The following is a 22843-nucleotide window of genomic DNA, read 5'->3' on the forward strand; positions in this document are numbered from 1 at the left end:
CGACCGCGACACCGACCAGCCCCCCGGCGCCCGGGCCGGCCGGTGTCACAGGCGGGATCTACCAGGTGATCGCGGCGGTGGCGGGGGTGGAGCGGCCGTACTCGGCGCCGACCGCCTCGACCTCGATCGTCGTCGTGGTCTCGGCGCCCGCCCGGTCGAGGGCCGGCACGAAGTACGCGTCGTTCGGGGTCGCGCCCAGGTACGTACGCGAGCCGTCCGGGTCACGGCGGTAGACGTCGTAGTGGTGGGGCCGCCCGGCGCCGGTCCAGGACAGGCGCAGCGCCTTGCGGGTGGGGGAGACGTCGGTGACGCCCAGCACGGTCAGCCGGGACGGCGCGGCCGGCTCGTCGATCGCGCCGTCGTACACGGCGAGCTGCCCGACCCGGATGTCATAGGCGTCGTCGGAGCCGGTGACGCGCAGGGCGAGCTGGGCGATCGTCCGGCCCGCGTACGCGGACAGGTCGAGGGTCCTGCGTTCCCAGCCGGTCCCGCCGGTAGCGCCGAGGTCGAAGGTGGTGAACGTGGTAGGCGAGTCGGCGAAGGCCACCGCCGCCTTCAGGTGGGTGGCCCCGGCCCGCGGCGTCTTCAGCACGACCGACAGCCTCGTGCCGGCGGCCACGGGGAGCCGGGTCTGGTAGAGCCGCACGGTGTTGACCGCGTCGAGGCGTCCGGTGAGGCGGAGCGAGGAGCCGCCCTCGTAGGCGTCGCCGTAGTCGATGGACGGGGTGAGCCTGCTGCCCGCGGACTCCACGATCCACCGGTAGGTGGGCGGGACGTCCTGCACGGACAGGTTGTTCCAGCCGCCGTCGCGCACGCGCGCGCCGCCGACGTTGTAGAAGTCGCCGTGCCCGGTGTTGAAGCCGCTCACGAACGGTTTGGCGGTGACGGGGGTGGACTCGGCGATGTAGTGGGCCAGGCCCTTCCACGGGGAGGAGGTCGAGGTGTCCGACGGGTCGGCGTTGGCGCCCACCCAGAACCGGGAGTCGCGCGCCCGGAAGTCGGCCGGCCCGTTCGCCGACTTCCACGTCCACTCCGGACGGTAGATGCCCAGCGAGGTGACGTGCGGACGGCCGGAGGGGAACACCGCCTCCCACGGGACGGCCGTGTCGTAGCCGCCGGCCTCGGTGTCGATGCCCGCGAACAGGTCGTGCTCGTCGCGGCCGAGCGACCTGGCCCGGTCGCGGGAGGCGCGCTGGCGGGCGGCGGTCCAACCGAAGTCGAGGAACATCGAGTCCGCCACCCGGTCCGGGTCGGCGAGGAAGGCGTCGTTGGCGGGGGTGAGGCCGTCCTGCCAGGAGATCGCGCCGTCCTCGGTCATGGCGTCGTACCACATGAACTCGGTCGGGCCCCTGCCCCGCGCGTACGTGATCAGCGAGCGCAGCTCGGTGGCGAGGGCCGCGTCGCCGCCCGCTGTCTCCTGGTTGACGAACCAGCCGTCGAAGCCGTAGTACCGGGCGACCTCGACGAGCTTGTCGGCCACCGGGTACGTGGAGCCGGACTTCGTGACGAAGTCGCGCACCCACTCGATCCGGCCGCCGTAGACGGTGGGCGGGAAGAAGACGGTGCCGTAGACCTTGACGCCGTTGCGGTGGGCGGCGTCGATCACCGTCGGGTTGGGGGCCAGGATGAGACCCTCACCGGCCGAGCCGCCCCAGAAGACCAGCGTGTCGACGTACTGCCAGTACGTGAACGCGTAGTAGTCGGCGGCGAGCGAGCCCTGCGAGGGGTTGCCGGAGGTGGGGGCGAAGGAGACCAGGGAGGCGACGCGGGCCTCCCCGGCCCGGGCGTTCGCGTTCGCCTTCAGGCGGAGCGAGCGGGTGCGGGGGCGCAGCGGCACGCGGGAGCGGTTGAACCGGGCGTCGGGGTCGGTGGCGGGGTCCCAGCCGAGGATCGTGTCGGGGTACCAGTACGAGGCGTACGGCTGGCCGCCGGCCGTGACCGTCCGCGGCAGAGCCGAGGCGGCGTGGCCGGTGGCCGCGACCAGGGCCGTGGCGGTGAGCACCGCGCAGAGCCGGGGTAACAGGGGTAACAGTCGCATCCGGGTCTCCTCCTGTCGTTCCTTGGGCGTGCAGGGGTCATGCCGGGGTCAGGACGGCCTCGATCCCGCGGGCGGCCAGGTGGGCGGCGTCGTCCGCGCGGCCTTTCGTGACGATGGCCAGCGGACCGGCCTGGCGCAGCCTGACCCACTCGGCGTGGAAGGCGCTGCCCGGCGCGACCTCGGCCCGGCGCTCCGGCTCCGCCCTGAGGTCCACGTCGCACAGCAGCGCGGGTCTGCCGGCCGCCGCGACGCGTCCCTCGCGGTGCTCCCGGATCGCGGAGGCGAGCTCCAAGGCCGCGGGCTTGGCCCGATGGTCAACGGTGAACAGGCCCAGGTCGTACTCGCGCTCGGGGAAGTCGGCCAGGGCGCGGTCCACGTCGTGCGAGCACCACCAGGTGACGCCCCACAGGGCCGGGTTGGCGGTGACCGCGTCGAGCGTGGCGCGCACGAACCGCGGCGCGTCGGCCTCCGGGACGTCCGGGCGGGGCGCGCCGACCTCCTGCAGCCAGACCGGGCGGGCCGGGTCCGGCGAGGTGGCGGCGGCCAGCTCGACGAGGTAGTCGGCGTGCGTGACGGTGGCCGGGCCGAGCGGGCCGTCGAGGGCGGAGACGCCGTTGAACACCCACGAGTGCACCGTGGTCAGGTCGCCCAGGTCCACGTTGTCCGCGGGGTGAAAGGGGTGGCCGGGGTCGTACCAGGTCGCGTCGTACAGGGAGTGCAGGCACAGCAGGTTCGGGGCGGCGGCGCGCACGACGTCGATCAGCTCGGCCGCCCAGCGGGCGGACGCCTCGGGCGTCGTCGGGTTGGCCGGGTAGAGGTTGTTCACCTCGTTGCCGAGGGTCACGGCGAAGACGTTGGGGCGCCCGGCGACCGCGCGGGCGACGGCGTCCGCGTACGCGGCGATGCCGTCGCGGACCTCGGGATCGGTGAAGACGCTGCGCCGGTGCCAGGTGAGCACCCAAGACGGCAGGAAGTCGAAGCTGGACAGGTGCCCCTGGAGGAGGTCCACGGCCACCGACAGGCCGGACTCGGCGGCGATGTCGATCACCTGGAGCAGGTCGTCGATGCCCCGCCGCCTGATCATGGCGCGGTTGGGCTGGATCCACGGCCAGATCGGGAAGACCCGGACGTGGTCCAGCCCGAGCCCGGCGAGGTCGTCGAAGTCGCGGCGGACCGAGTCGGGGGAAAGGTCGAGCCAGCCGTGGAACCAACCTGCCGAGCTCACGTAGTTGGCGCCGAAACGGATGGGGTGGGGCAGCGGCACGCGTCCTCCGGGAGATGAGTCGATCTCCCGCGAACCCTAAACCGGTTTAGTCACCTTGCCAAGCCCCGGGCGGCGCCGTGCTCTCCCTGACGACCAGCCGTGGCGTGGCCGTCTTCACCTCGCGCCTGCGCTCCGGCTCCTCGATCACCGCCAGCATGACCTCGGCCAGCCGGCGGCCGTAGGCGAAGGTGTCGCGCGACAGCGCGGTGATGGCGGGGTGCGCGATCCGGGTCAGCACCGAGTCGTCGAAGGCCACGACGGACAGCTCGTCCGGCACCCGTACCCCCATCTCGCCCGCGACGCCCAACCCGGCCAGGGCCATCACGTCGCTGTCGTAGACGATCGCGGTCGGCCGCCGGGCGCGCGACAGCAGCGCCCGGGTCGCGGCGGCCCCCTCGGCGTCGCTGAAGTCGGTGGTCGTCGACGCCGTGTCGGCCAGGCCGAGCCGGCGGCTGGAGTCGCGCAGCGCCCGCATGCGGCGCTGGGTGTGGTGGAACTCGGGCAGGCCGGCGACGTGGGCCAGCCGCCGGTGGCCGAGCGCCGCGAGGTAGTCGGCGACCGACAGCATGGCCTCCCGGTCGTCGGCCCACACGCTGGACAGCGAGCCGTGCCTGCCGGGGCCGCCCAGCACCACGCTCGGCACGCCGAGCTCCTCCAGCACCTCGATGCGCGGGTCGCGGACCTTGAGATCGACGAGGATGAAGCCGTCGACGCGGTGCGCGGAGGCCCAGTCGCGGTAGACCTCCGTCTCCGCCTCGACGTCCTCGACGATCATGAGGTGCAACGCGACCGACTGCCGCGACAGCCCCGCCTGCAGCCCCGACAGGAGCTGGGCGAAGAACGGCTCCACGCCGAGCGTGCTGGCCGGCCTGGCGATCACCAGCCCGACCGCCTCCGCCCTGGCCCCGCCGAGGGCCCGGGCGGCGCTGTGCGGGCGCCAGTTCATCTCCTTGGCGACCTGCAGGATGCGGGCCCGCGTCGCCTCGGCCACGCCGGGACGCCCGTTGAGCGCGAACGAGACCGCGCCCTTGGAGACGCCGACCCGCTCGGCGATGTCGGCGATCGTCGGTCGAGCCACCAGCGACTCCTTCACAAGTCGATGTCACCTATTGACAGCAGAGTCTAGCCAGTGAATAGTCCGGCAACTATAGCGGTTTAGCGCCTTCTCCGAGGAGAGCTTCATGCGTAGGTACTGGTCAGGTCTGGGGCTGGCCGCCGTGTTGGCGGCCGCCGGCTGCGGGCTGGGGGACACGGGGCAACCGGCCGCGGCGCCTGGCGCGACGGCGACGGGCGAGGTGAAGGGCAAGGTCAGCCTGCAGACGTGGGCACTGAAGCCGAAGTTCACCGACTACATGCAGAAGGTCATCGACTCCTTCGAGAAGAAGTACCCCGGCGTCAAGGTCGAGTGGCTGGACCAGCCCGGGGACGGCTACTCCGACAAGGTGCTCAGCCAGGCCGCCGGCGGCTCGCTGCCCGACGTGACGAACCTGCCGCCCGAGTACGCCCTGCCCCTCGTCAGGCAGGGCCTGCTGCTCGATGTCGCCCAGGCCGACCCCGCGGTCAAGGACGAGTACGTCCCCGGCGGCCTGTCGGCCTACACCTACCCCGGCGTCCAGGGCGTCTACGGCTACCCGTGGTACCTCAACACCGACGTCAACTACTGGAACTCCGAGCTGATGGCCCAGAACGGCCTCGACGCCAAGAAGCCGCCGGCGAGCTTCGACGAGCTGGTCGCCCAGGCCCGCACGCTCAAGGAGAAGTCCGGCGGCAAGGTCTACCTGATGAGCCGCAAGCCCGAGCTGGGCGACTTCGTGCAGGCCGGGGTGAAGCTGCTGTCCGACGACGGCAAGAGCTTCACCTTCAACACCCCCGAGGCCGCCGCGCTGCTCGACAAGTACCGTGACGCGTTCAAGGAGGGCCTGCTGCCGCGCGACGTGCTCACCGACACCTACGCCGGCAACGCCAAGCTCTTCAACGAGGGCACGGTCGCGTGGACGACCGGCGGCGGCAACTACATCACCAGCCTCGCCGTGGACAACCCGTCGCTGGCGCCCAAGGTGGTGCCGTCGCCCGCCATGGGCACCCCGCCGCTGTACGTCCAGGGCCTGTCGGTGTCGGCGAAGTCGAAGAACGCGCCCGCGGCCCTCGCCCTGGCCCGCTGGGTGACCAGCGCGGAGAACCAGGCGGCCTTCGCCCACCTGGTGGCCATCTTCCCCAGCACCAAGGCGTCGGCGAACGACCCGTTCTTCAGCAGGAGCGACGGCACCAACGCCGGCGACGCCAAGGTGATGGCCTTCGAGGCGCTGGCCAAGGCGAAGGTGCTGGAGCCGGTCGTGCTCACCGAGGCGATGAAGAAGATCGTCAAGCAGCAGCTGGCGCTCGCGATCAGCGGTGAGGTCACCTCGAAGGAGGCGCTGGACAAGGCCGTGGCCAAGTGCGACGAGCTGCTGCAGAACTGATGACCCACCGCCGCTGGTTCACGCCCTGGCTGCTGGTGGCGCCGGCGGTCGTATGGCTGCTGGTGTTCAACCTCTGGCCGTCGCTCAACACGGTGGTGCTGGCGTTCACCAACGCCAAGCCGCTCGGCGGCGGCCACTTCACCGGCCTGGCCAACTTCGCCCGGGCGCTGGACGACTCCCAGCTCACCGACGCGCTGGTCAACAGCATCGTCTACATGCTGGTCTGCCTGCCGCTGCTGACCATGCTGCCGCTGCTCCTCGCGATCCTGGTGGAGAAGCGGCTGCCCGGCATCACGTTCTTCCGCACCGCCTTCTACACGCCGGTGGTGGCCTCGGCCGTGGTGGTCGCGCTGATCTGGGGCTGGGTGCTGGACGACCGTGGTCTGGTCAACGGCTTCGCCCAGTGGCTGGGCGTCGTCACCGAGCCGGTGCCGTTCCTCACCGACCGCTGGCTGCTGCTGTTCAGCGCGATCAGCCTGACGGTCTGGAAGGGGCTCGGCTACTACATGATCATCTACCTGTCGGCGCTGGGCAACGTGCGCCGCGAGCTGCACGAGGCGGCCGCGGTGGACGGCGCCGGCGCGGTGCGCAGGTTCTGGAGCGTCACCGTGCCCGGCGTGCGCAACACGATGCTCCTGGTCTCGGTGCTGGTGTCGGTCTCGGCGCTGCGCGTGTTCTCCGAGCTGTACGTGCTGTCCAACGGCACTGGCGGGCCCGGCGGGCGCGACATGTCGGTCGTGATGCTGATCCAGCTCTACACCCGCGGCTTCTCCGGCCACCTGGGCTACGCCTCCGCGCTCAGCATCGTGCTGTTCGTCATCACGGTCGGCCCCATGCTCCTGCTGCTGCGGCTCGACAGGAAGGCGGCCTGACATGGCGGCACACGCCAAGCGCGTCCGTCCCGGCGGCCTCGCCGCAGCGGGCCCCGCCGAGAAGGCGCTGCGGTACGCGCTGCTCCTGCTGGTGCTGGCGCTGACCGTGTCGCCGTTCCTGTGGCAGCTGTCCACGTCGCTGAAGAGCCTGCACGAGGACGTCTACTCCCGGACGCCGACCTTCCTGCCCGAGCATCCCACGCTGGACAACTACGCCCAGGTGGCCGACGCGATCCCCGTCTGGTCCTACGCCGCCAACTCGCTCGTGGTGGCCGCGATCGTCATCACGGGCAACGTCGTCGGGGCCACCATGGCCGGGTACGCGCTCGCCCGGCTGCGCTTCCGCGGCGCCAAGCTGCTGCTCGGCCTCTTCCTGGCCACGCTCGTGCTGCCGGGCGAGGTGACGATCGTGTCGCAGTACGTCACCGTCCGCAGCCTCGGCCTGGCCGACACGCTGCTCGGCGTGGCGCTGCCCGGGGCGATCGCCATGCTCAACGTCCTGCTCATGCGCACCGCGTTCGCGGCGATCCCGCAGGAGATGGACGAGGCCGCCGTCATCGACGGCGCGACCGCCTGGCAGCGGCTGCGCCACATCGGCCTGCCCAACGTCCGCGGCATGCTGAGCGTGATCACGATCTTCGCGTTCATCGGCGCGTGGGACGACTTCCTGTGGCCGCTCATCGTGCTGACCGACCCCGACCACTACACGCTGACGGTCGGGCTGCAGTACCTGAACGGCACGTTCACCTCCAACCCGCGGCTGATCGCGGCAGGCACGATGATCTCCTTCGTGCCTATCGTGGTCGTGTTCGCGGCGCTCCAGCGGTACTTCTTCCGAGGCGTCGAGGAAGGCGCGATCAAAGGTTAGCCATCCAGGCAATCAGGAGTTCAGATGCATGACGACCGCAAGCTTGTCGAAGGCCGGTTGAAGCGGGTCCTCGACGAGCGCATCCGGCCGGCCGTCCACCCGGAGTCCGTGCCCCTCGACGTGGCCGTCTGGCACGCCCCCGGCGAGCCGGTGCCCGTCGCGGAGGGCCTGTCGGCCACGCCCGAGCCGATCGCGGCCGGCGACCGATGGGGCGCCCCGTGGGGGACGAGCTGGTTCACCGTCACGGGCACGGTGCCGCCGGAGTGGGCGGGCCGTACCGTGGAGGCGATCCTCGACCTCGGCTTCGACCGGAACATGCCCGGCTTCCAGTGCGAGGGCCTGGTCTACCGCCCCGACGGCACGCCGGTGAAGGGCCTGCACCCGCTCAACGACTGGGTCCGGATCGGCGCGCCCGTCGAGGGCGGCGAGGAGGTGCGGCTGCACATCGAGGCCGCCTCCAACCCGGTCATCCTCGACTACCACCCGTTCCTGCCGACGCCGCTCGGGGACAAGGAGACCGCGGGGACGCAGCCGCAGTACACGCTGGCCCGGATGGACCTGGCCGTCTTCGACGAGACCGTGTGGCAGCTCGTCATGGACCTGGAGGTGCTGGGCGAGCTCATGGCGGAGCTGCCCGTCGAAGGGGCCCGCCGCTGGGAGATCATGCGGGCGATCGAGCGCGCGCTCGACGCGGTGGACCTCCAGGACGTCAACGGCACCGCGGCCGCCGCCCGGGAGTGCCTGGCCGGCGTGCTGGCCACGCCCGCCGCGCCGTCGGCGCACCGCGTCAGCGCCGTCGGCCACGCGCACATCGACTCGGCCTGGCTGTGGCCGCTGCGTGAGACGGTCCGCAAGGTGGCCCGCACCACCTCCAACATGACCGCGCTGCTGGAGAGCGAGCCCTCGTTCGTCTTCGCGATGTCGCAGGCCCAGCAGTGGGCCTGGGTGAAGGAGCACCGGCCCGAGGTGTGGGCCAAAGTCGTCAAGGCGGTGGCGGCCGGACGGTTCGTCCCGGCGGGCGGCATGTGGGTGGAGTCCGACACCAACATGCCCGGCTCGGAGGCGATGGCCCGCCAGTTCGTCCACGGCAAGAGGTTCTTCCTCGACGAGTTCGGCATCGAGAACGACGAGGTGTGGCTGCCCGACACGTTCGGCTTCGCCGCCGGCCTGCCACAGATCATCAAGGCCGCGGGCTCCCGATGGCTGCTCACCCAGAAGATCTCGTGGAGCCAGACCAACACGTTCCCGCACCACACGTTCCTGTGGGAGGGCATCGACGGCACCCGGATCTTCACCCACTTCCCGCCGGTCGACACCTACAACTGCTCCATGAAGGGCAGCGAGATCGCCCACGCTGCGCGCAACTTCAAGGACAAGGACCTGGCGCGGCACTCGCTCGCCCCCACCGGCTGGGGCGACGGAGGCGGCGGCGCCACCCGGGAGATGGTCGCCAAGGCGGCCAGGATGCGGGACCTGGAGGGCTCGGCCGTCGTCACCTGGGAGACGCCCGCGGAGTTCTTCACCAAGGCCGAGGCCGAGCACCCGCGCCCGGCCGTCTGGGTGGGCGAGCTGTACCTGGAGCTGCACCGCGCCACGCTCACCAGCCAGGCCAGGACCAAGCAGGGCAACCGGCGCAGCGAGCACCTGCTGCGCGAGGCCGAGCTGTGGTCGGCGACCGCCGCCGTGCGGGCCGGCCATCCCTACCCGTACGAGCAGCTCGACCGGCTGTGGAAGACCGTGCTGCTGCACCAGTTCCACGACATCCTGCCGGGCTCGTCCATCGCCTGGGTGCACCGGGAGGCCGAGAAGACGTACGCGGCCGTCGCCGGGGAGCTGGACGCGATCATCGACGCCGCCCAGCGGGCCCTCGCCGGCGACGCCGGCAGCGGGACGCGGCTGCTGTTCAACTCCGCGCCGCACACGCGGGACGGAGTCCCCGCGGGCGGCGCCCAGGCCCCCGTCATGGCCGGCGGCACGACCGCCGGCCCGCGCGAGGGCGGCGGCCACGTCCTGGACAACGGCCTGCTGCGAGTCGAGGTGGACGGCCGCGGCTTGGTGGTGTCGGTCCACGACATCGCGGCCGGGCGCGAGGCCGTCGCCCCCGGCCAGGCCGCCAACCTGCTCCAGCTCCACCCCGACTTCCCCAACATGTGGGACGCCTGGGACGTGGACGCGTTCTACCGCAACACCGGCACCGACCTGGTGGAGGCCGACGAGGTGGCGCCGGGGGAGGAGCCCGGCACGGTCAGGGTGACCCGCTCCTTCGGCCGCTCGAAGGTGACCCAGGTGCTCGGCCTGCGGCCGGGCGCCAGGCGGCTCGACATCGACACCGAGGTCGACTGGCACGAGACGGAGAAGTTCCTCAAGCTGGCCTTCCCGCTGGACGTCCGCGCCGAGCGCTACGCCTCCGAGACCCAGTACGGCCACGCCTACCGCGCCACGCACACCAACACGAGCTGGGAGGCCGCCAAGTTCGAGGCGTGCAACCACCGCTTCGTGCACCTGGAGGAGCCGGGCTGGGGCATCGCCCTGGTCAACGACTCCACCTACGGCCACGACGTGACGCGGACGGTCCGCGACCTCGACGGGGGCACCACCACCACGGTCCGCGCCTCCCTGCTGCGCGCGCCGCGCTTCCCCGACCCGGAGACCGACCAGGGGGTGCACCGGTTCCGGCACGCGCTCGTGCCGGGGGCGACGGTCGGCGACGCCGTGCGCGAGGGGTACGTCGTCAACCTGCCCGCGCGCCACCTGCCCGGCGACGCGGAGGTCGCCCCGCTGGTCACGCTCGACAACGACGCCGTCGTCGTGACGGCCGTCAAGCTGGCCGACGACGAGAGCGGCGACGTGGTCGTCCGCTTCCACGAGGCCCACGGCGGCCGGGCCGCGGCCACCCTGACCGCGGGCTTCCCGGTCAGCCAGGTCACGGTGACCGACCTGCTCGAACGGCCTCTGACCGAGGCCCCGCGAGAGGGCGGCGTCAGGTGGCGCGAGGGCGGCACGGTCGCGCTGAGCCTGCGGCCGTTCGAGCTGGTGACGCTGCGGCTGCGCCGCTGACCAGCTACTCGGCCAGGGTCCTGGCCGCCTTCTTCAGGGAGGCGGCCTTGGCCTTGGCGCTCAGCCGCACCTTCTCCGCGCTCGCCAGCTTCGCCGTGCCGTTCGTTCCGTGGGCCCAGGTCAGCCAGCCCGCCAGCAGCGAGGCGTCCAGCCGCTGCCGGGACGTCTTGGACGCCTTCAGCACCCGGTACGCCGTGCCCAGCGACGACGCCTTGGTGATCTCGGGGAACACCTTGCTGGCCTTCTGCACCAGCTTCAGGTAGCAGGTCAGCGTCGCGTCGGGGATCGTGCCGCTGGAGCGGTGGATCTCCACGGCCCACTGCTTGGCCGTCAGCCGCTTGGCGGTCTTGCCCCTCGTGCAGACCGGGGCCGGGGTGGCGGCGGCGGTCGGCGTGGGGGTGATCGTCACCGTGACCGTGACGGTGGGCAGCGGGATCGGGCTGGACGACGGTGTGGGCGTGGGATCGGGGTCGCCGTCCGTCGGGTCGGGCTCGGGCGCCGGGCCGCTTCCGTCCGTGGGGTCCGGCTCGGGGCCGGGGTCGTCGCCCGTCGGGGCGGGGGCCGGCGTCTGGCTGACCGTCGGCTGCGGGCTCGCGCCGCCCAGCGCCGCCAGCACGTCCAGGCGCGGCGTGACCACGTCCTTGTCGTTCGCGCGGTACGCGTACGGCCTGCCGGTCGAGGTGAGCCTGGCGATCAGGTCGGGCATCGGCGTGTCCGGCGACCGGGCCTTCAGCAGCGCCAGCGCCCCGGCCACGTGCGGCGAGGCCATGGACGTGCCGCTGTGCACGGCCTTCTGGTTGTCCGGCACCGACGACTCGATGTCCACCCCGGGCGCGAACAGGTCGACCAGCTCGCCCCGGTTGGAGAAGTCGGCGATGACGTCGTTCCCGTCGTTGGCGCCGACGGCCACGGCCGACGAGACGCAGGCCGGGAACGACACGCCCTCGTAGGACTCGTTGCCGGCCGCCGCCACGGTCGCGATGCCCTTGGCGAGCAGCGCGTCGACCAGCGGCTTGAAGACCTGGCCCTCCTCGCTGGTGTCGCAGGAGGTCTCGTGGAGCATGCCGCCGAGGCTGAGGTTCACCGCGGCGATGGGCGTGGACAGCTCGGCCACGTGCTCCATGGCCAGCCGCAGCGACGACTCGTACGCCAGCAGGCAGGACGGCTCGCCGCACACGCTCTCGTCGTCCACCCGGCTGAACACCTGGATCGCCACGATCTTCGCCTCCGGCGCCACCCCTTCGGCGCCCGCGGCGATGCCGGCCACGTGCGTGCCGTGCTCGCACAGGTTGACGCCGCCGGCCAGGCACCTGGCCGTGACGGCGTCGGCCGCGCCCGCGCCGACCATGCTGGTCTGGCCGTTGGGGCAGAGCGACGTAACCCCCTCGTCCACGGCGGAGAAGCACGCCTCCGCCACGACCCGGCCGCCGAACGACGGGTGGTCCAGGTCGATGCCGGTGTCGAGGACGGCCACCGCCTGCCCGGCACCCTTGAACCCCTGCGCGTGCGCCTGGTCGGCGCCGATCAGCTGGAGGTTCGACACCTCGGACGGGGGATAGGCGCGGTCCCGGTGGACGGCGGTGACGCGCGGGTCGTCCGCCAGCGCGGCCAGCTCCTCGGCCGTGCCCTCCACGACCATGAACGGCTGCGTCCGCGACCGCAGCACCACGTCCACGCTCTCCTCGGCCGCCCGGGCCGCGATCGGCTCGCGCTGGGCCGGGTCGGTCAGCTCCACGATCGCGCGTACGGTGCCCTGGTCGAGCGCGAGGCCGTCCTCCAGCTTCTCCTCGGGGGTGCTCGGTGTGGGCGCCGGCTGCGCGGACGTCTCGGGGGAGGCGGTGGGGTCGTCGGCGAAGGCCGGGCGGGCGGGGGCTGCCGTGAGCAGGGCCAGCGTGGTCACCCAGGTGACCAGGGAGCGAAGTCGCACGCGTCCTCCGAGCAGGGGATGATCTCGGAGTTTAGGGTGATTTATCCGGCAGGCACAGGGCTGGAGACGGTTTCTCAGCGAACTCTGGGCGACCTCTCAGCGACGGCGAAGCGCATAGACCCACGCCGCGACGACCCCAATCGACGGCGGAACGACGACCTCGGGCCCGTCCGGTGGCGTCGGGCCCGTCCAGTCTCCCGGACGGGCCCGTACGTCTGCCGGACGGGCCCGTACGTGATCACAAGGTCTCGGGCCGCTCCTCGGCCCGCACGGCCTGGTCGAGCGCCGCGGCCTGCTCCTCGATTCGCGCGCTGTCGTCGAGCGCCGCGGCCTCCTCCCCGGCGGGCGACGGCTCGGCCTCCGGGGCCTCCTTCAGCAGCCACACCACGCCCAGCGGCGGCACCCGCAGCCGGGTCGAGTACGGCAGCCCGTGCCAGGAGTCCTCGGCCGCCTCCACGGCTCCCAGGTTGCCGACCCCGCTGCCCCAGTAGGCGTACGCGTCGGTGTTGATCGCCTCGGCCCACTGCCCGCCGTACGGCAGGCCGAGCCGGTAGTCCTCGTGCGCCGCCCCGCTGAAGTTGGCCACGCAGGCCAGCGCGGACCCGTCAGCCGCGTAGCGGACGAACGAGAACGTGTTGCCCGAGGCGTCGTCGGCGTCGATCCACCGGAACCCCGCGGGGTCCGTGTCGAGCTCCCACAGGGCGGGCGTCTCGCGGTAGCGCGCGTTCAGGTCGCGGACGAGCTGCTGCACGCCCTTGTGCCCGTCGAACTCCAGCACCCACCAGTCGAGCCCGCGCTCCTCCGACCACTCCGAGCCCTGGCCGAACTCGCCGCCCATGAACAGCAGTTGCTTGCCCGGATGCGCCCACATGAACGCCAGCAGCGCCCTGAGCTGGGCGAACCGCTGCCACTCGTCGCCCGGCATCTTGCCCATGAGCGAGCCCTTGCCGTGCACCACCTCGTCGTGCGACAGGGGCAGCACGTAGTTCTCGGAGTAGGCGTAGATGAGCGAGAACGTCAGCTGGTGGTGGTGGTATTGCCGGAAGACCGGCTCGTGCTGGAGGTAGGCCAGCGTGTCGTGCATCCAGCCCATGTTCCACTTGAACCCGAACCCGAGCCCGCCGAGGTGGGCCGGCCGCGACACGCCAGGCCAGGCCGTGGACTCCTCCGCCACGGTGGAGATGCCCGGAGCCTCCCGGTAAACGACGGCGTTCATCTCCTTGAGGAACTCGACGGCGTCGAGGTTCTCGCGCCCGCCGTAGATGTTGGGCGTCCACTCGCCCTCACGGCGCGAGTAGTCCAGGTACAGCATCGAGGCCACGGCGTCCACCCGCAGCCCGTCGATGTGGAACTCCTTCAGCCAGTACAGGGCGTTGGCCACCAGGAAGTTGCGCACCTCCCTGCGACCGAAGTCGAAGACGTACGTGCCCCAGTCGGGCTGCAGGCCACGCTTGGGGTCGGCGTGCTCGTACAGCGGGGTGCCGTCGAAGCGGGCGAGCGCCCAGTCGTCCATGGGGAAGTGCGCGGGCACCCAGTCGAGCAGCACGCCGATGCCGGCCTGGTGCAGCCGGTCCACCAGGTGGCGGAACTCGTCGGGCGTGCCGAACCGCGCCGTCGGCGCGTAGTAGGACGTCACCTGGTAGCCCCACGACCCGCCGAACGGATGCTCGGCCACCGGCAGCAGCTCCACGTGCGTGAACCCCATGTCGAGCACGTACTCGACGAGCTGGTCGGCGAGCTCCAGGTACGACAGGCCGGGCCGCCACGAGCCCAGGTGCACCTCGTAGATGCTCATCGGTCCGCGCTGCGGCTGCTCCTCGCGCCGCCGCCCCATCCACGCCTCGTCGTCCCAGGCGTACGCGGTCTGCTCGATCACGGACGCGGTCTGCGGCGGCACCTCGGTGCGGCGGGCCATCGGGTCGGCCTTGTCCCGCCACACGCCGTCGGCGCCGAGGATCTGGAACTTGTACCGCTCACCCACCCCCACGTCCGGGACGAACAGCTCCCACACCCCGGAACGGCCCAGCGAGCGCATCGGATAGGCGGTGCCGTCCCAATGGTTGAAGTCGCCGACGACCCGGATGCCGCGCGCGTTCGGCGCCCAGACGGCGAACGCGGTGCCGTCGACGTCCTGGTGCCGCATGACGCGGGCGCCGAGGACCTCCCACAGCCGCTCGTGCCGTCCCTCCCCGATCAGGTGCAGGTCGACCTCGCCGAGCGTGGGCCAGTGACGGTACGGGTCGCGGACTTCGTGCGGCTCGCCGCCGGGGTACTGGACGCTCAACGTGTACGCGGGCACCTTGTCGAGCCCGGACACCGTGCCCTCGAACACGCCATGTGCCTGGTGTTTCAGCTCGTGAGCCGTCCCGTCCTCCAGCATCACCCGCACCCGCTCGGCCAGCGGGCGCAGGGTGCGGAACGTCACACCACCCGCCACGGGGTGCGCCCCCAGTATCGAGTGGGGATCGTGGTGCGCCCCACCCGCGAGGCGGTCGAGCTCTGTCCTCATCGGCATGCTCCCAACCCTGCCCTACGACGACGGTCCATCCCAGCCACTGCCCGCTTTCACGGCGACAATCACCGAAAGTTGGGAATACCTGGTCTATGTCCGGGCACCGGCCGTTCGAGGGGCCGGGTCAGGGAGTCGGGTTCTTGGCCGTGACGTCGCGCGGGGTGACGCGGAAGCCCTGCCAGTGCACGGGCATGGGGTCGGCGTCCTCGTCGCGGGCCACATGGTGGAAGTCGACGTTCACCCAGACCACCGGGTCCGTCAGCCGCTCACCGTCGGCGTAGCGGTCGACGGAGTCACGGCAGCGCGGCAGCGGGTTCTGGGTGGCCAGGCGCTCGCACGCGTGGTACTGCGTGACGTACAGGTCGGCCCGGGTGAACGCCTCGTCGGCCGGGCCGCGGTACTCGGAGCTGTCGGGGTTGTCGATCTGCCAGGACACGGGGTGCCGGTCGGCGTTGAGCGCCTTGGGGTCGAGGACGCGCCACCAGCGCATGGGCGCGTTGACGGCGCTGGTCTCGTGGGTGAAGCGGGTGCGGACCATGAAGCGCCGCTTCGTGCCGCTGCCCGTGAAGTCGTACTGCTCCACGGCGTCGCGGGCGCCGCCGTGGATGTCGAAGTCCAGCCGCCAGAACACGTTGTGGCTGTGGGACTCCTCGAAGTGCCGCCGCCCGACGCCGATCGGCCAGCCGTGCCCCGGCGTGGTGACCGTGCCGGCCAGCGACCCCGTGGCGCCGAGGCGCGGGGTGATGGAGCCGTCGTCGCCGAACACCCACTCCGCGACGTACGCGTATCAGCCCACCTGGTAGGCCGACAGCACCACCAGCTCCTGCCCCTGCCGGGACCTGCGGAGCTCCTCGTCGCCGAAGCCGTCCTTGAGCAGGGCGTGGCCGCGCGCCCTGGTGGTGACGCACACCTTCGTGCCGCGCCGCTCCCCGCCCGGACAGTCGGCCGCGCTCAGCGCGACGGCGGACTCGCCGAGCGAGCCCAGGTCGTGGTAGCGCGGCTCGCCGCTGTCGTACGGCACGTGGATCTGCGCGAGCGCCGCGCTGCGCAGCACGTTCTGCGGACCGTTGCCCTTGGGGACGTAGACGACGTGGTTCAGAGTCAGGCCCTCGATCGTGCGCATCTCCCAGCACATCCGCCAGCGCGCGCCGTTCGGCAGCGTCTGGTCGATGAGGTACGGCGAGCCGCACGCGGCCCCGGCCGCGCCGCCGGGCGCCGAGGCCACGACGGGACCTTGTGCCGAGGCCAGGACGGCGCGCGGGGCCGGGGCGGCGTGGGCCGCGGCGATGACGAAGGCCGCGAGGGCGATACGGAGGAACACCTCACCACTCCAGAATCTGAACCTTCTTGGCGGACAGGTCGGCGACGACACGGCTGGTGTCCAGGAACGTGCCGTCCGGCAGCCGTACGAACAGCCGCACGCACCGGTGCGTGGCGCAGGCTCCGCGCCGCGCCGTGTAGATCAGCCCCCGGAGCCACAGGTCGGCCGTGGAGACGAGCGGCTTGCCGGCGGCCCGCCGGTAGGCGGTCCTGACGCCCTCGCCGAGGCGCGGGTGCGCGAGCAGCAGCTCGGCGGCGCGCGTCTCCTCGCGGTGGGAAGGGGGAGGCTGGGTGCCGGTGCCGGAGACCTCGCGCACCACCTTGCCCTCGCCGAGATCCACGGTGCGGACGGTCAGCGTGTCGGTGCCGTAGTCGTAGACGTAGGCCTCGGCCCGCCGGGCGCCCTCGCCGGCCTTGCCGTCGTCGCGCTCCACGTAGAGCAGCTCGGCCCGGCCGGCGGCGAAGTGGGCCCGCGGACCGGCGGAGGTGGCGATGTCGCCCGCCCGCTGGATCTCCGCGTCGGACAGGGGATCGCCGGGCGCCGGGGAGACCGCCGCCGGCAGCGCCGCCCGCGCGGTGAGCGGCGCGCCGTCGCCGGGGAGCAGCACGACGGCGGCGGTCATCACCGCCACGACCCCTGCTGAGACCGCGAGCACAGTCACGCCGCGCATGCCGGCTCCTTTACTCTTCGTTTGCGAGCACCTGCGAAGAGTAATCGTCCGGGGCGCGGCCCGCGGCGGAACGGCGAGATTGCCCGGCGATTCCGGCCTCGGGCGCGGAGCGGGGCCGCAGGCGGGGGGACGGACGTGGCGGGGCGACGGACGTGGCGGGGCCGGCGGGCCGACGGGGAGGGGTCGGCGGGCAGCGGTCAGACGGGCAGGCGTCTTAGACGGGCTGGGGGAGCAGGGCGTCCAGCGGGGCGTGGGTGCCGCGGGACAGGGCCGCGGCGAGCGCGTCGTCGCCGAGGGCGGCGCGGGCGGCCGCCGTGATCCGGTCCACGTCGCCGCGCTCGCCGGGCGGCAGCGGCGCCCCCGCGGACTCGCGCAGCGCCGCGGCCTTGCCGAGCAGCCGCGCCGCCTCCTCGTGCTCCCCGGTGAGTACGCGGCTGCCCGCCAGTCCCTCCAGGGCGAGCGCGGTCGCGCGGGGGTCGCCGACGTGCCGTGCCACCGCGAGCGCCCCGAGGTGCAGCTCCTGGGCGGCGGCCGCGTCGCCGCGCAGCTCCGCGACGAACCCGAGCTCGGACAGGATCAGCGCCTCGCCGGGCGCGCCCGACACCTCGCGCACCCAGCCGATCCACTTGCGCAGCAGCCGCTCCGCCTCGTCCAGCCGGCCCTGCCTGCGGGCGCCCAGCGCCAGGCCGACCTCGGCGAACTCCTCGGCGGGCCGGTTGGACTGCGCCACGGCCAGCGCCCTGGCCCGCCCGTGGAGGTCCTCGGCCTGGGCGTGGTCGCCGGTCAGCATGGCGATCCGGCCGAGCCGCGAAAGGGCGTCGCAGGCCGCCCCCCACAGGCCCAGCTCCTCGGCCATCCGCAGCCCGTCGCGCCGCAGCCCGGCGGCCTGCTCGTAGTCGCCGGTGATCTCGGCCAGGGTGCCGAGGTTCTCCGCGGCCCGCATCTCGCCCCACCTGTCGCCGGCCTCGCGGAAGAGCGCCAGGCCGCGCTCGCCGTCGTGCCGGAGCGTCGCGAGGTCGCCCCGCATGCCCGCCCATCTGGCCCGGATGCTCAGCGCGGCGGCCGTGCCCCACCCGTCGCCCAGGGCCTCGAAGCCGGCCAGCGCCGACTCGATCAGCCCCATGCTGACGGACAGGTCGTCGAAGCCGAACAGCGCGAACCCGGCGAACCACCGCGCCATGGCCCGCTCCGCCGGGTCGGTGACCGCCTCGAACAGGCCGGCGTCGACCGGGCGGGGCCGCCCGGCCAGCGCCTCCAGCCCGTCCAGCCAGAGCCGCGCCCGCGCCCCACCGGAGTCCGGCGGCCCGGGAGCGGACGGCCCAGGAGCGGACGGCGCGGGGCCGGACGGCGCGGGGCCGGACGGCGTCGAGGCGGACGCGGGCACGGACAGTGCCGTCTCCAGGGCTCGGCGGCCCTCGCCCAGCCTGCCGCGCAGTACCCAGTACCAGGCCATCGCGTTCACCAGCCTGATCGCCTCGCCGGCCGCGCCGAGCCGTACGGAGTGGTCGATGGCGGCGCGGACGTTGGCGCTCTCGGCGTCGAGCAGCGTCAGGACGCGGCGCTGCTCGTGCCCGCGCAGGTACGGCTCGGCGCGCTCGGCCAGCTCGGCGTAGTGGCGGGCGTGCCGGAGCCGGACGGCGTCCAGCTCACCGGCCTCACCCAGCCGGTCCAGGCAGTAGGCGGCCACCGACTCCAGCAGCCGGTACCTGCCGTCCGCCGATCGCACCACCAGCGACCGGTCCACCAGGCGGGCCAGCGGGCCGAGCACGTCCAGGCCGGGCTCCCCGCAGACCGCCTCGGCCGACTCCAGCGTGCAGCCGCCGGTGTGGACGGCGAGCCGGCGCAGCACCACCCGCTCCTGCTCGCCGAGCAGCTCCCAACTCCAGTCGATCATGGCGCGGAGCGTCCGCTGCCGGGCCGGGCCGCCGCGCAGGCCGGGGGCGAGCACCCGGAACCGGTCGTCGAGGCGGTCGGCGAGCTGGCGGGGCGTGAGAGCCCGCAGCCGGGGGGCGGCCAGCTCCAGGGCCAGCGGGATGCCGTCGAGCCGCTCGCAGATCTCGACGAGCGCGCCGCGTCCGGGCTCCTCGGCGGCGGGCGGGAGGCCCGCCCGGGACGTCAGCAGCTCGACGGCGGCCTCCACGCTCAGCGGGGGGACGCTCCACAGCGCCTCGCCGGAGACGCGCAGGGACTCCTGGCTGGTGGCGAGGACCCGCAGCCCGGGGGCGGCGCCCAGCAGGCGCCCGGTCAGCTCGGCGACCTCCTCGACCACGTGCTCGCAGTTGTCCAGCACGAGCAGCGTCTCACCGGTCCCCGGCGCCGCCGCCAGCCGGTCCGTGAGCCGATCCGCCAGCGACCCCGGCATGTCGTCCCGCAGTCCCAGCGTCGCGGCCACCGCCTCGGCCACCCCACTGGATCCCGCCGCCATCCCACCGGTCGCCGCCTCCATCCCACCGGACCCCACTGCCATCCCGCCGGTCGCCGCCATCCCGCCGGGCGCGGACGCCGCCAGCTCGACCAGCCACACGCCGCCCGGGAACGTACGGCCCGGGTCCGCGGCCACCTCCAGCGCCAGTCGCGTCTTGCCGACGCCGCCCGGCCCGGTGAGCGTGACCAGCCGGTGGGCGTCCAGCACGGCACGCACCTCGGCCACCGCCCCGCCCCGGCCGACCAGCGGGGTCAGCGCGGCCGGCAGGTTCGCGGGAGCCGGGAACGGGGCCGGGGAGGGGGCGAGGGAAGAAGGGGGTGAGGGCCGGGGAGGGGGCTCCAGGGCTGGGTCGCGCTCCAGGATGGCCTGGTGCAGCGTCACCAGCTCCGGCCCGGGGTCGATGCCCAGCTCGTCCGCGAGCCGGGTACGCAGGTCGGCGTAGCCGGCCAACGCCTCGCCCTGCCGCCCGGCCCCGTACAGGGCGCGCACCTGGGCGGCCCGCAGGCGCTCGCGCAACGGGTGCTCGGCGACCAGGCCCGCGAGGTCGGCCGCCAGGGGGCCGTGCTCGCCCAGCGCGAGCCGCGTCTCGGCCAGCTCCTCCAGCGCCACCAGCCGCTGCTCCTCCAGCCGGGCGGCCTCGGCGCGGACGAACTCCTCGTCGCCGTGGCCGGCGTACGCGGGGCCGCGCCAGAGCGCCAGCGCCTCGGTCAGCAGGGCCCGGCGCTCCGGGATGCCGCCGCCGCGCCGGGCGCGGTCCAGGAGGGCCTCGAACCGGTCGGCGTCCACGTCGAGCGCTCCGCCGGTTCGCAGCACGTAGCCCCGTCCCTGGTGGACGATCAGGTCACGGTCGCCGAGGACGCGGCGCAGCTGCGACACCTTGACGCGCAGCGCGGCCGGCGCGCCGGCGGGAGGGCGGTCGCCCCACAGGTCGAGGATGAGCCGGTCGGTGGAGACGGGAGTGCCCCGGTGCGCCAGCAGGTCGGCCAGGAGCGTGCGAACCTTCAGCTCCGGCACCTGGACGGGCTCGCCGCCGGGCGCCCACACCGCCAGAGGGCCCAACACCCCGAACCTCATCAGCCCCCCATAACGCTCTCCGAACCGCACCATAACGCCGGTCCGGCACCGTGGATTCCCGTCGTCCCCACAACCTAAGGAATCCTGAAATGTCCGAGAATATTGCGGTTCTTGGCCTCGGCCTCATGGGCACCGCCCTGGCCGAGACCCTGCTCGCCACCGGCCACCGCGTCACCGTCTGGAACCGCTCGGCCGCCAAGGCCGACCCCCTGACCGCCAAGGGTGCCACCGGTGCCGCCACCGCCGCCGAGGCCGTCGCGTCCGCCTCGCTGGTGATCGTCTGCGTGCTCGACTACCAGGCCGCCCGGGAGATCCTCGACGGCGCCGACCTGGCGGGCCGTACGGTGCTGAACCTCACCAACGGCCGCCCCGCCGAGGCCCGCGACACCGGCCGCCTGGTGGCGGAGCGTGGCGGCGAGTACCTGGACGGCGGCATCATGGCCGTCCCGCAGATGATCGGAGGGCCGGGCGCGCTGATCCTCTACAGCGGCTCCCCGGCCGCCTTCGACCGGTACGAGGACGCGCTCAAGCCGCTGGCCGAGCCCCGTTACCTGGGTGAGGACCCAGGCCTCGCGCCGCTGTACGACCTGGCCATGCTCACCGGCATGTACGGCCAGATCGCCGGGTTCCTGGAGGCGGCGGCGCTGATCGCGTCCGAGAAGCGGCCGGTGCGGGAGTTCACCGAGACGCTGCTCGTGCCGTGGCTGCACGCGATGGCCTCGCTCCAGCCGCGCTGGGCCGAGGAGGTCGAGAGCGGCGACTACGCGACCGAGGTATCCAACCTGGAGGTCAACCGGGTGGGCGTGGCCAACCTGGTGATCGCCTTCGAGGAGCAGGGGGTCCGCCCGGACCTGCTGCTACCGATGAAGGAGCTCATCGACCGGCGGGTGGCGCGCGGCCACGGCGCCGAGGGCCTGTCCGGGCTCATCGAAGAACTGCGCTGACGCGCCACAGGGCAGAGCGCCACACGAAGCCTGACGCGTCAGAGGCCGGTCCGGCGGAAGGCGGCCAGCGGGATGCCGATCCACGCGGGCCGGTTGCGGGCCTCGTAGCCGACCTCGTAGACCGCCTTGGCCATCTCGAAGGCCCGCAGCAGAGCCGCGTCGCCGGCCGAGATGGTCCCGCCGCCGTCGGTGTAGCCGTCGAGGAAGGCGGTCCGGTTACGGGCGGCCCACTCCTCGGCCTTCGGCTCCAGCGACGCGGCGTCGGGCCGCCCGGCCAGCAGGTGCCTGGCCGCGTAGTCGAACGAGCGGAGCATCCCCGCCACGTCCCGCAGCGGCGACGACAGCGCCGTGCGCTCGGCCAGCGGCTGCCCTGGCTCGCCCTCGAAGTCCAGCACCACCCAGTCGGTGTTGGTGCGCATCACCTGGCCCAGGTGGTAGTCGCCGTGGACCCGCTGCACGGGCACCTCGGTGGTCAGCTCCTGGACCCGGTGGTAGACGGCCTCGATCGCGCCGACGTGCTCGCGCAGCTCCGGCACCTCCGCCACGGCCCTGCCGAGCCGCTGCCTGAAGCCCTCGGACATCCGCTTGACCTCGTGCGTCTCGATGACGTCGGTGGGGAACGCCTCGGCCAGCTCGTGGTGGACGCGCGCGGTGGCCGCGCCGAGCCGGAAGGACTCGCCGGCGAAGTCGCCGCCCGCGTCGGCCGCGCTGACGCCGGACACGGTGGCGTAGAAGTCGCGGACGCTGGCGAGCGCGAGGTCCCAGCCGTCGTTGGAGTTCGACAGGAACTCCTGCATGAACGCCAGCGTCGTCGGGACGCCGTCGAGGTCGGTCTCCACCCATCCGTACGGCTGGGCGATGTGCGGCGCGTGGCGCTCGGCGAGCGCGGTGACGATCTCCAGCTCGGGGTTGATCCCGGGGACGAGCCGGCGGAACAGCTTGCAGATGTACGCGTCGCCGAACACGAGGGAGGTGTTGGACTGCTCGGCGCCCAGCACGAGGCTGCGCAGGGAGGTGTCGATCTCCAGGTCCGGGAGGTGGCGGAAGCGCACCGTCTCCCAGTCGCAGTCGCGTCCCATGCAGTCGAGCAGCCACGGGGTGAGCTCGTGGTCGTGGACGGCGTCGTAGGCGTACCAGTCGGAGTGGGAGGGCCCCTCTTCGAAGGTGTACGGGCCGTAGTTGCCGATCAGCGCGTGCGAGAGCCGTTCGGGCAGGTCGGAGCGCATGCCGAGGAGCAGCTGGTAGCGGTCGGGCGTGCCTTCCTGCCACACCGACACGATCAGGTGACGCAGGCCGGGGTCACCGGACTCGATCGTGGCGTCGGAGTCGATCGACACTCTGTCGATCGGGCGCCCCTTGCCGCCGAACCATCGTTGACGACCGATCCATGCGGCAAGGAGCTCCTCAAGCAC

The 22843-nt window shown here is 72.9% G+C and carries 14 protein-coding genes and 1 pseudogene; 5 read left to right on the forward strand and 10 right to left on the reverse strand.

Annotated features, from left to right (window positions below; all coding sequences use genetic code 11):
• Window positions 1-58: 58 nt before the first annotated feature.
• The 3 genes from MTP10_RS09540 to MTP10_RS09550 are packed head-to-tail and all read right to left on the reverse strand — an operon-like array spanning window position 59 to window position 4380.
• Window positions 59-2038, reverse strand: a complete 1980-nt coding sequence (locus tag MTP10_RS09540) for an endo-beta-N-acetylglucosaminidase (protein ID WP_310708691.1) — start codon at window positions 2036-2038, stop codon at window positions 59-61.
• A gap of 37 nt (window positions 2039-2075) precedes the next feature.
• Window positions 2076-3302 (reverse strand): glycosyl hydrolase, encoded by a 1227-nt coding sequence (locus MTP10_RS09545; RefSeq protein ID WP_310708692.1) that lies wholly within the window; start codon window positions 3300-3302, stop codon window positions 2076-2078.
• Between the two features lie 46 nt (window positions 3303-3348).
• Complete coding sequence (locus MTP10_RS09550) at window positions 3349-4380, reverse strand: LacI family DNA-binding transcriptional regulator (RefSeq protein WP_310708693.1); 1032 nt, start codon at window positions 4378-4380, stop codon at window positions 3349-3351.
• 103 nt (window positions 4381-4483) lie between these two features.
• On the opposite strand from MTP10_RS09550, the gene MTP10_RS09555 reads away from it, so the two are divergent.
• The 4 genes from MTP10_RS09555 to MTP10_RS09570 are packed head-to-tail and all read left to right on the forward strand — an operon-like array spanning window position 4484 to window position 10558.
• A complete protein-coding gene (locus MTP10_RS09555; protein ID WP_310708694.1) occupies window positions 4484-5761 on the forward strand; it encodes a sugar ABC transporter substrate-binding protein in 1278 nt (425 codons plus the stop codon).
• Complete coding sequence (locus MTP10_RS09560; protein ID WP_310708695.1) at window positions 5761-6633, forward strand: sugar ABC transporter permease; 873 nt, start codon at window positions 5761-5763, stop codon at window positions 6631-6633. The genes MTP10_RS09555 and MTP10_RS09560 overlap by 1 nt, the downstream gene beginning before the upstream one ends.
• A 1-nt stretch (window position 6634) precedes the next feature.
• Window positions 6635-7501 (forward strand): carbohydrate ABC transporter permease, encoded by an 867-nt coding sequence (locus tag MTP10_RS09565; protein ID WP_310708696.1) that lies wholly within the window; start codon window positions 6635-6637, stop codon window positions 7499-7501.
• Window positions 7502-7525: 24 nt separating this feature from the next.
• The gene (locus tag MTP10_RS09570; protein ID WP_310708697.1) at window positions 7526-10558 is read left to right on the forward strand and encodes a glycoside hydrolase family 38 C-terminal domain-containing protein; all 3033 of its coding nucleotides are present in this window, start codon (window positions 7526-7528) and stop codon (window positions 10556-10558) included.
• A 4-nt stretch (window positions 10559-10562) separates the two neighbouring features.
• On the opposite strand, the gene MTP10_RS09575 is transcribed toward MTP10_RS09570, so the two are convergent.
• The 6 genes and pseudogenes from MTP10_RS09575 to MTP10_RS09600 form a co-directional block, all read right to left on the reverse strand.
• A complete protein-coding gene (locus MTP10_RS09575) occupies window positions 10563-12485 on the reverse strand; it encodes a S8 family serine peptidase (RefSeq protein ID WP_310708698.1) in 1923 nt (640 codons plus the stop codon).
• Window positions 12486-12723: 238 nt separating this feature from the next.
• Window positions 12724-14994 (reverse strand): 1,4-alpha-glucan branching protein GlgB, encoded by a 2271-nt coding sequence (gene glgB / locus MTP10_RS09580; RefSeq protein WP_310708699.1) that lies wholly within the window; start codon window positions 14992-14994, stop codon window positions 12724-12726.
• A 127-nt stretch (window positions 14995-15121) separates the two neighbouring features.
• Window positions 15122-15772 (reverse strand): annotated as a pseudogene (locus MTP10_RS09585) (copper amine oxidase); the annotation flags it as partial.
• Between the two features lie 12 nt (window positions 15773-15784).
• On the reverse strand, window positions 15785-16318 hold the full coding sequence (locus tag MTP10_RS09590; RefSeq protein WP_310708700.1) for a hypothetical protein: 534 nt from the start codon (window positions 16316-16318) through the stop codon (window positions 15785-15787).
• 1 nt (window position 16319) lies between these two features.
• A complete protein-coding gene (locus MTP10_RS09595; protein ID WP_310708701.1) occupies window positions 16320-16988 on the reverse strand; it encodes a hypothetical protein in 669 nt (222 codons plus the stop codon).
• A 214-nt stretch (window positions 16989-17202) separates the two neighbouring features.
• Complete coding sequence (locus tag MTP10_RS09600) at window positions 17203-20475, reverse strand: BTAD domain-containing putative transcriptional regulator (protein ID WP_310708702.1); 3273 nt, start codon at window positions 20473-20475, stop codon at window positions 17203-17205.
• A gap of 101 nt (window positions 20476-20576) precedes the next feature.
• Here MTP10_RS09600 and MTP10_RS09605 point away from each other — a divergent pair, with 101 nt between their 5' ends.
• Complete coding sequence (locus MTP10_RS09605; RefSeq protein ID WP_310708703.1) at window positions 20577-21431, forward strand: NAD(P)-binding domain-containing protein; 855 nt, start codon at window positions 20577-20579, stop codon at window positions 21429-21431.
• A gap of 38 nt (window positions 21432-21469) precedes the next feature.
• Here the strand turns inward: MTP10_RS09605 and MTP10_RS09610 are convergent, their stop codons facing one another.
• Complete coding sequence (locus MTP10_RS09610) at window positions 21470-22843, reverse strand: maltokinase N-terminal cap-like domain-containing protein (RefSeq protein ID WP_310708704.1); 1374 nt, start codon at window positions 22841-22843, stop codon at window positions 21470-21472.

Source organism: Nonomuraea sp. 3-1Str (genome assembly GCF_031570565.1).
Lineage (GTDB): Bacteria > Actinomycetota > Actinomycetes > Streptosporangiales > Streptosporangiaceae > Nonomuraea.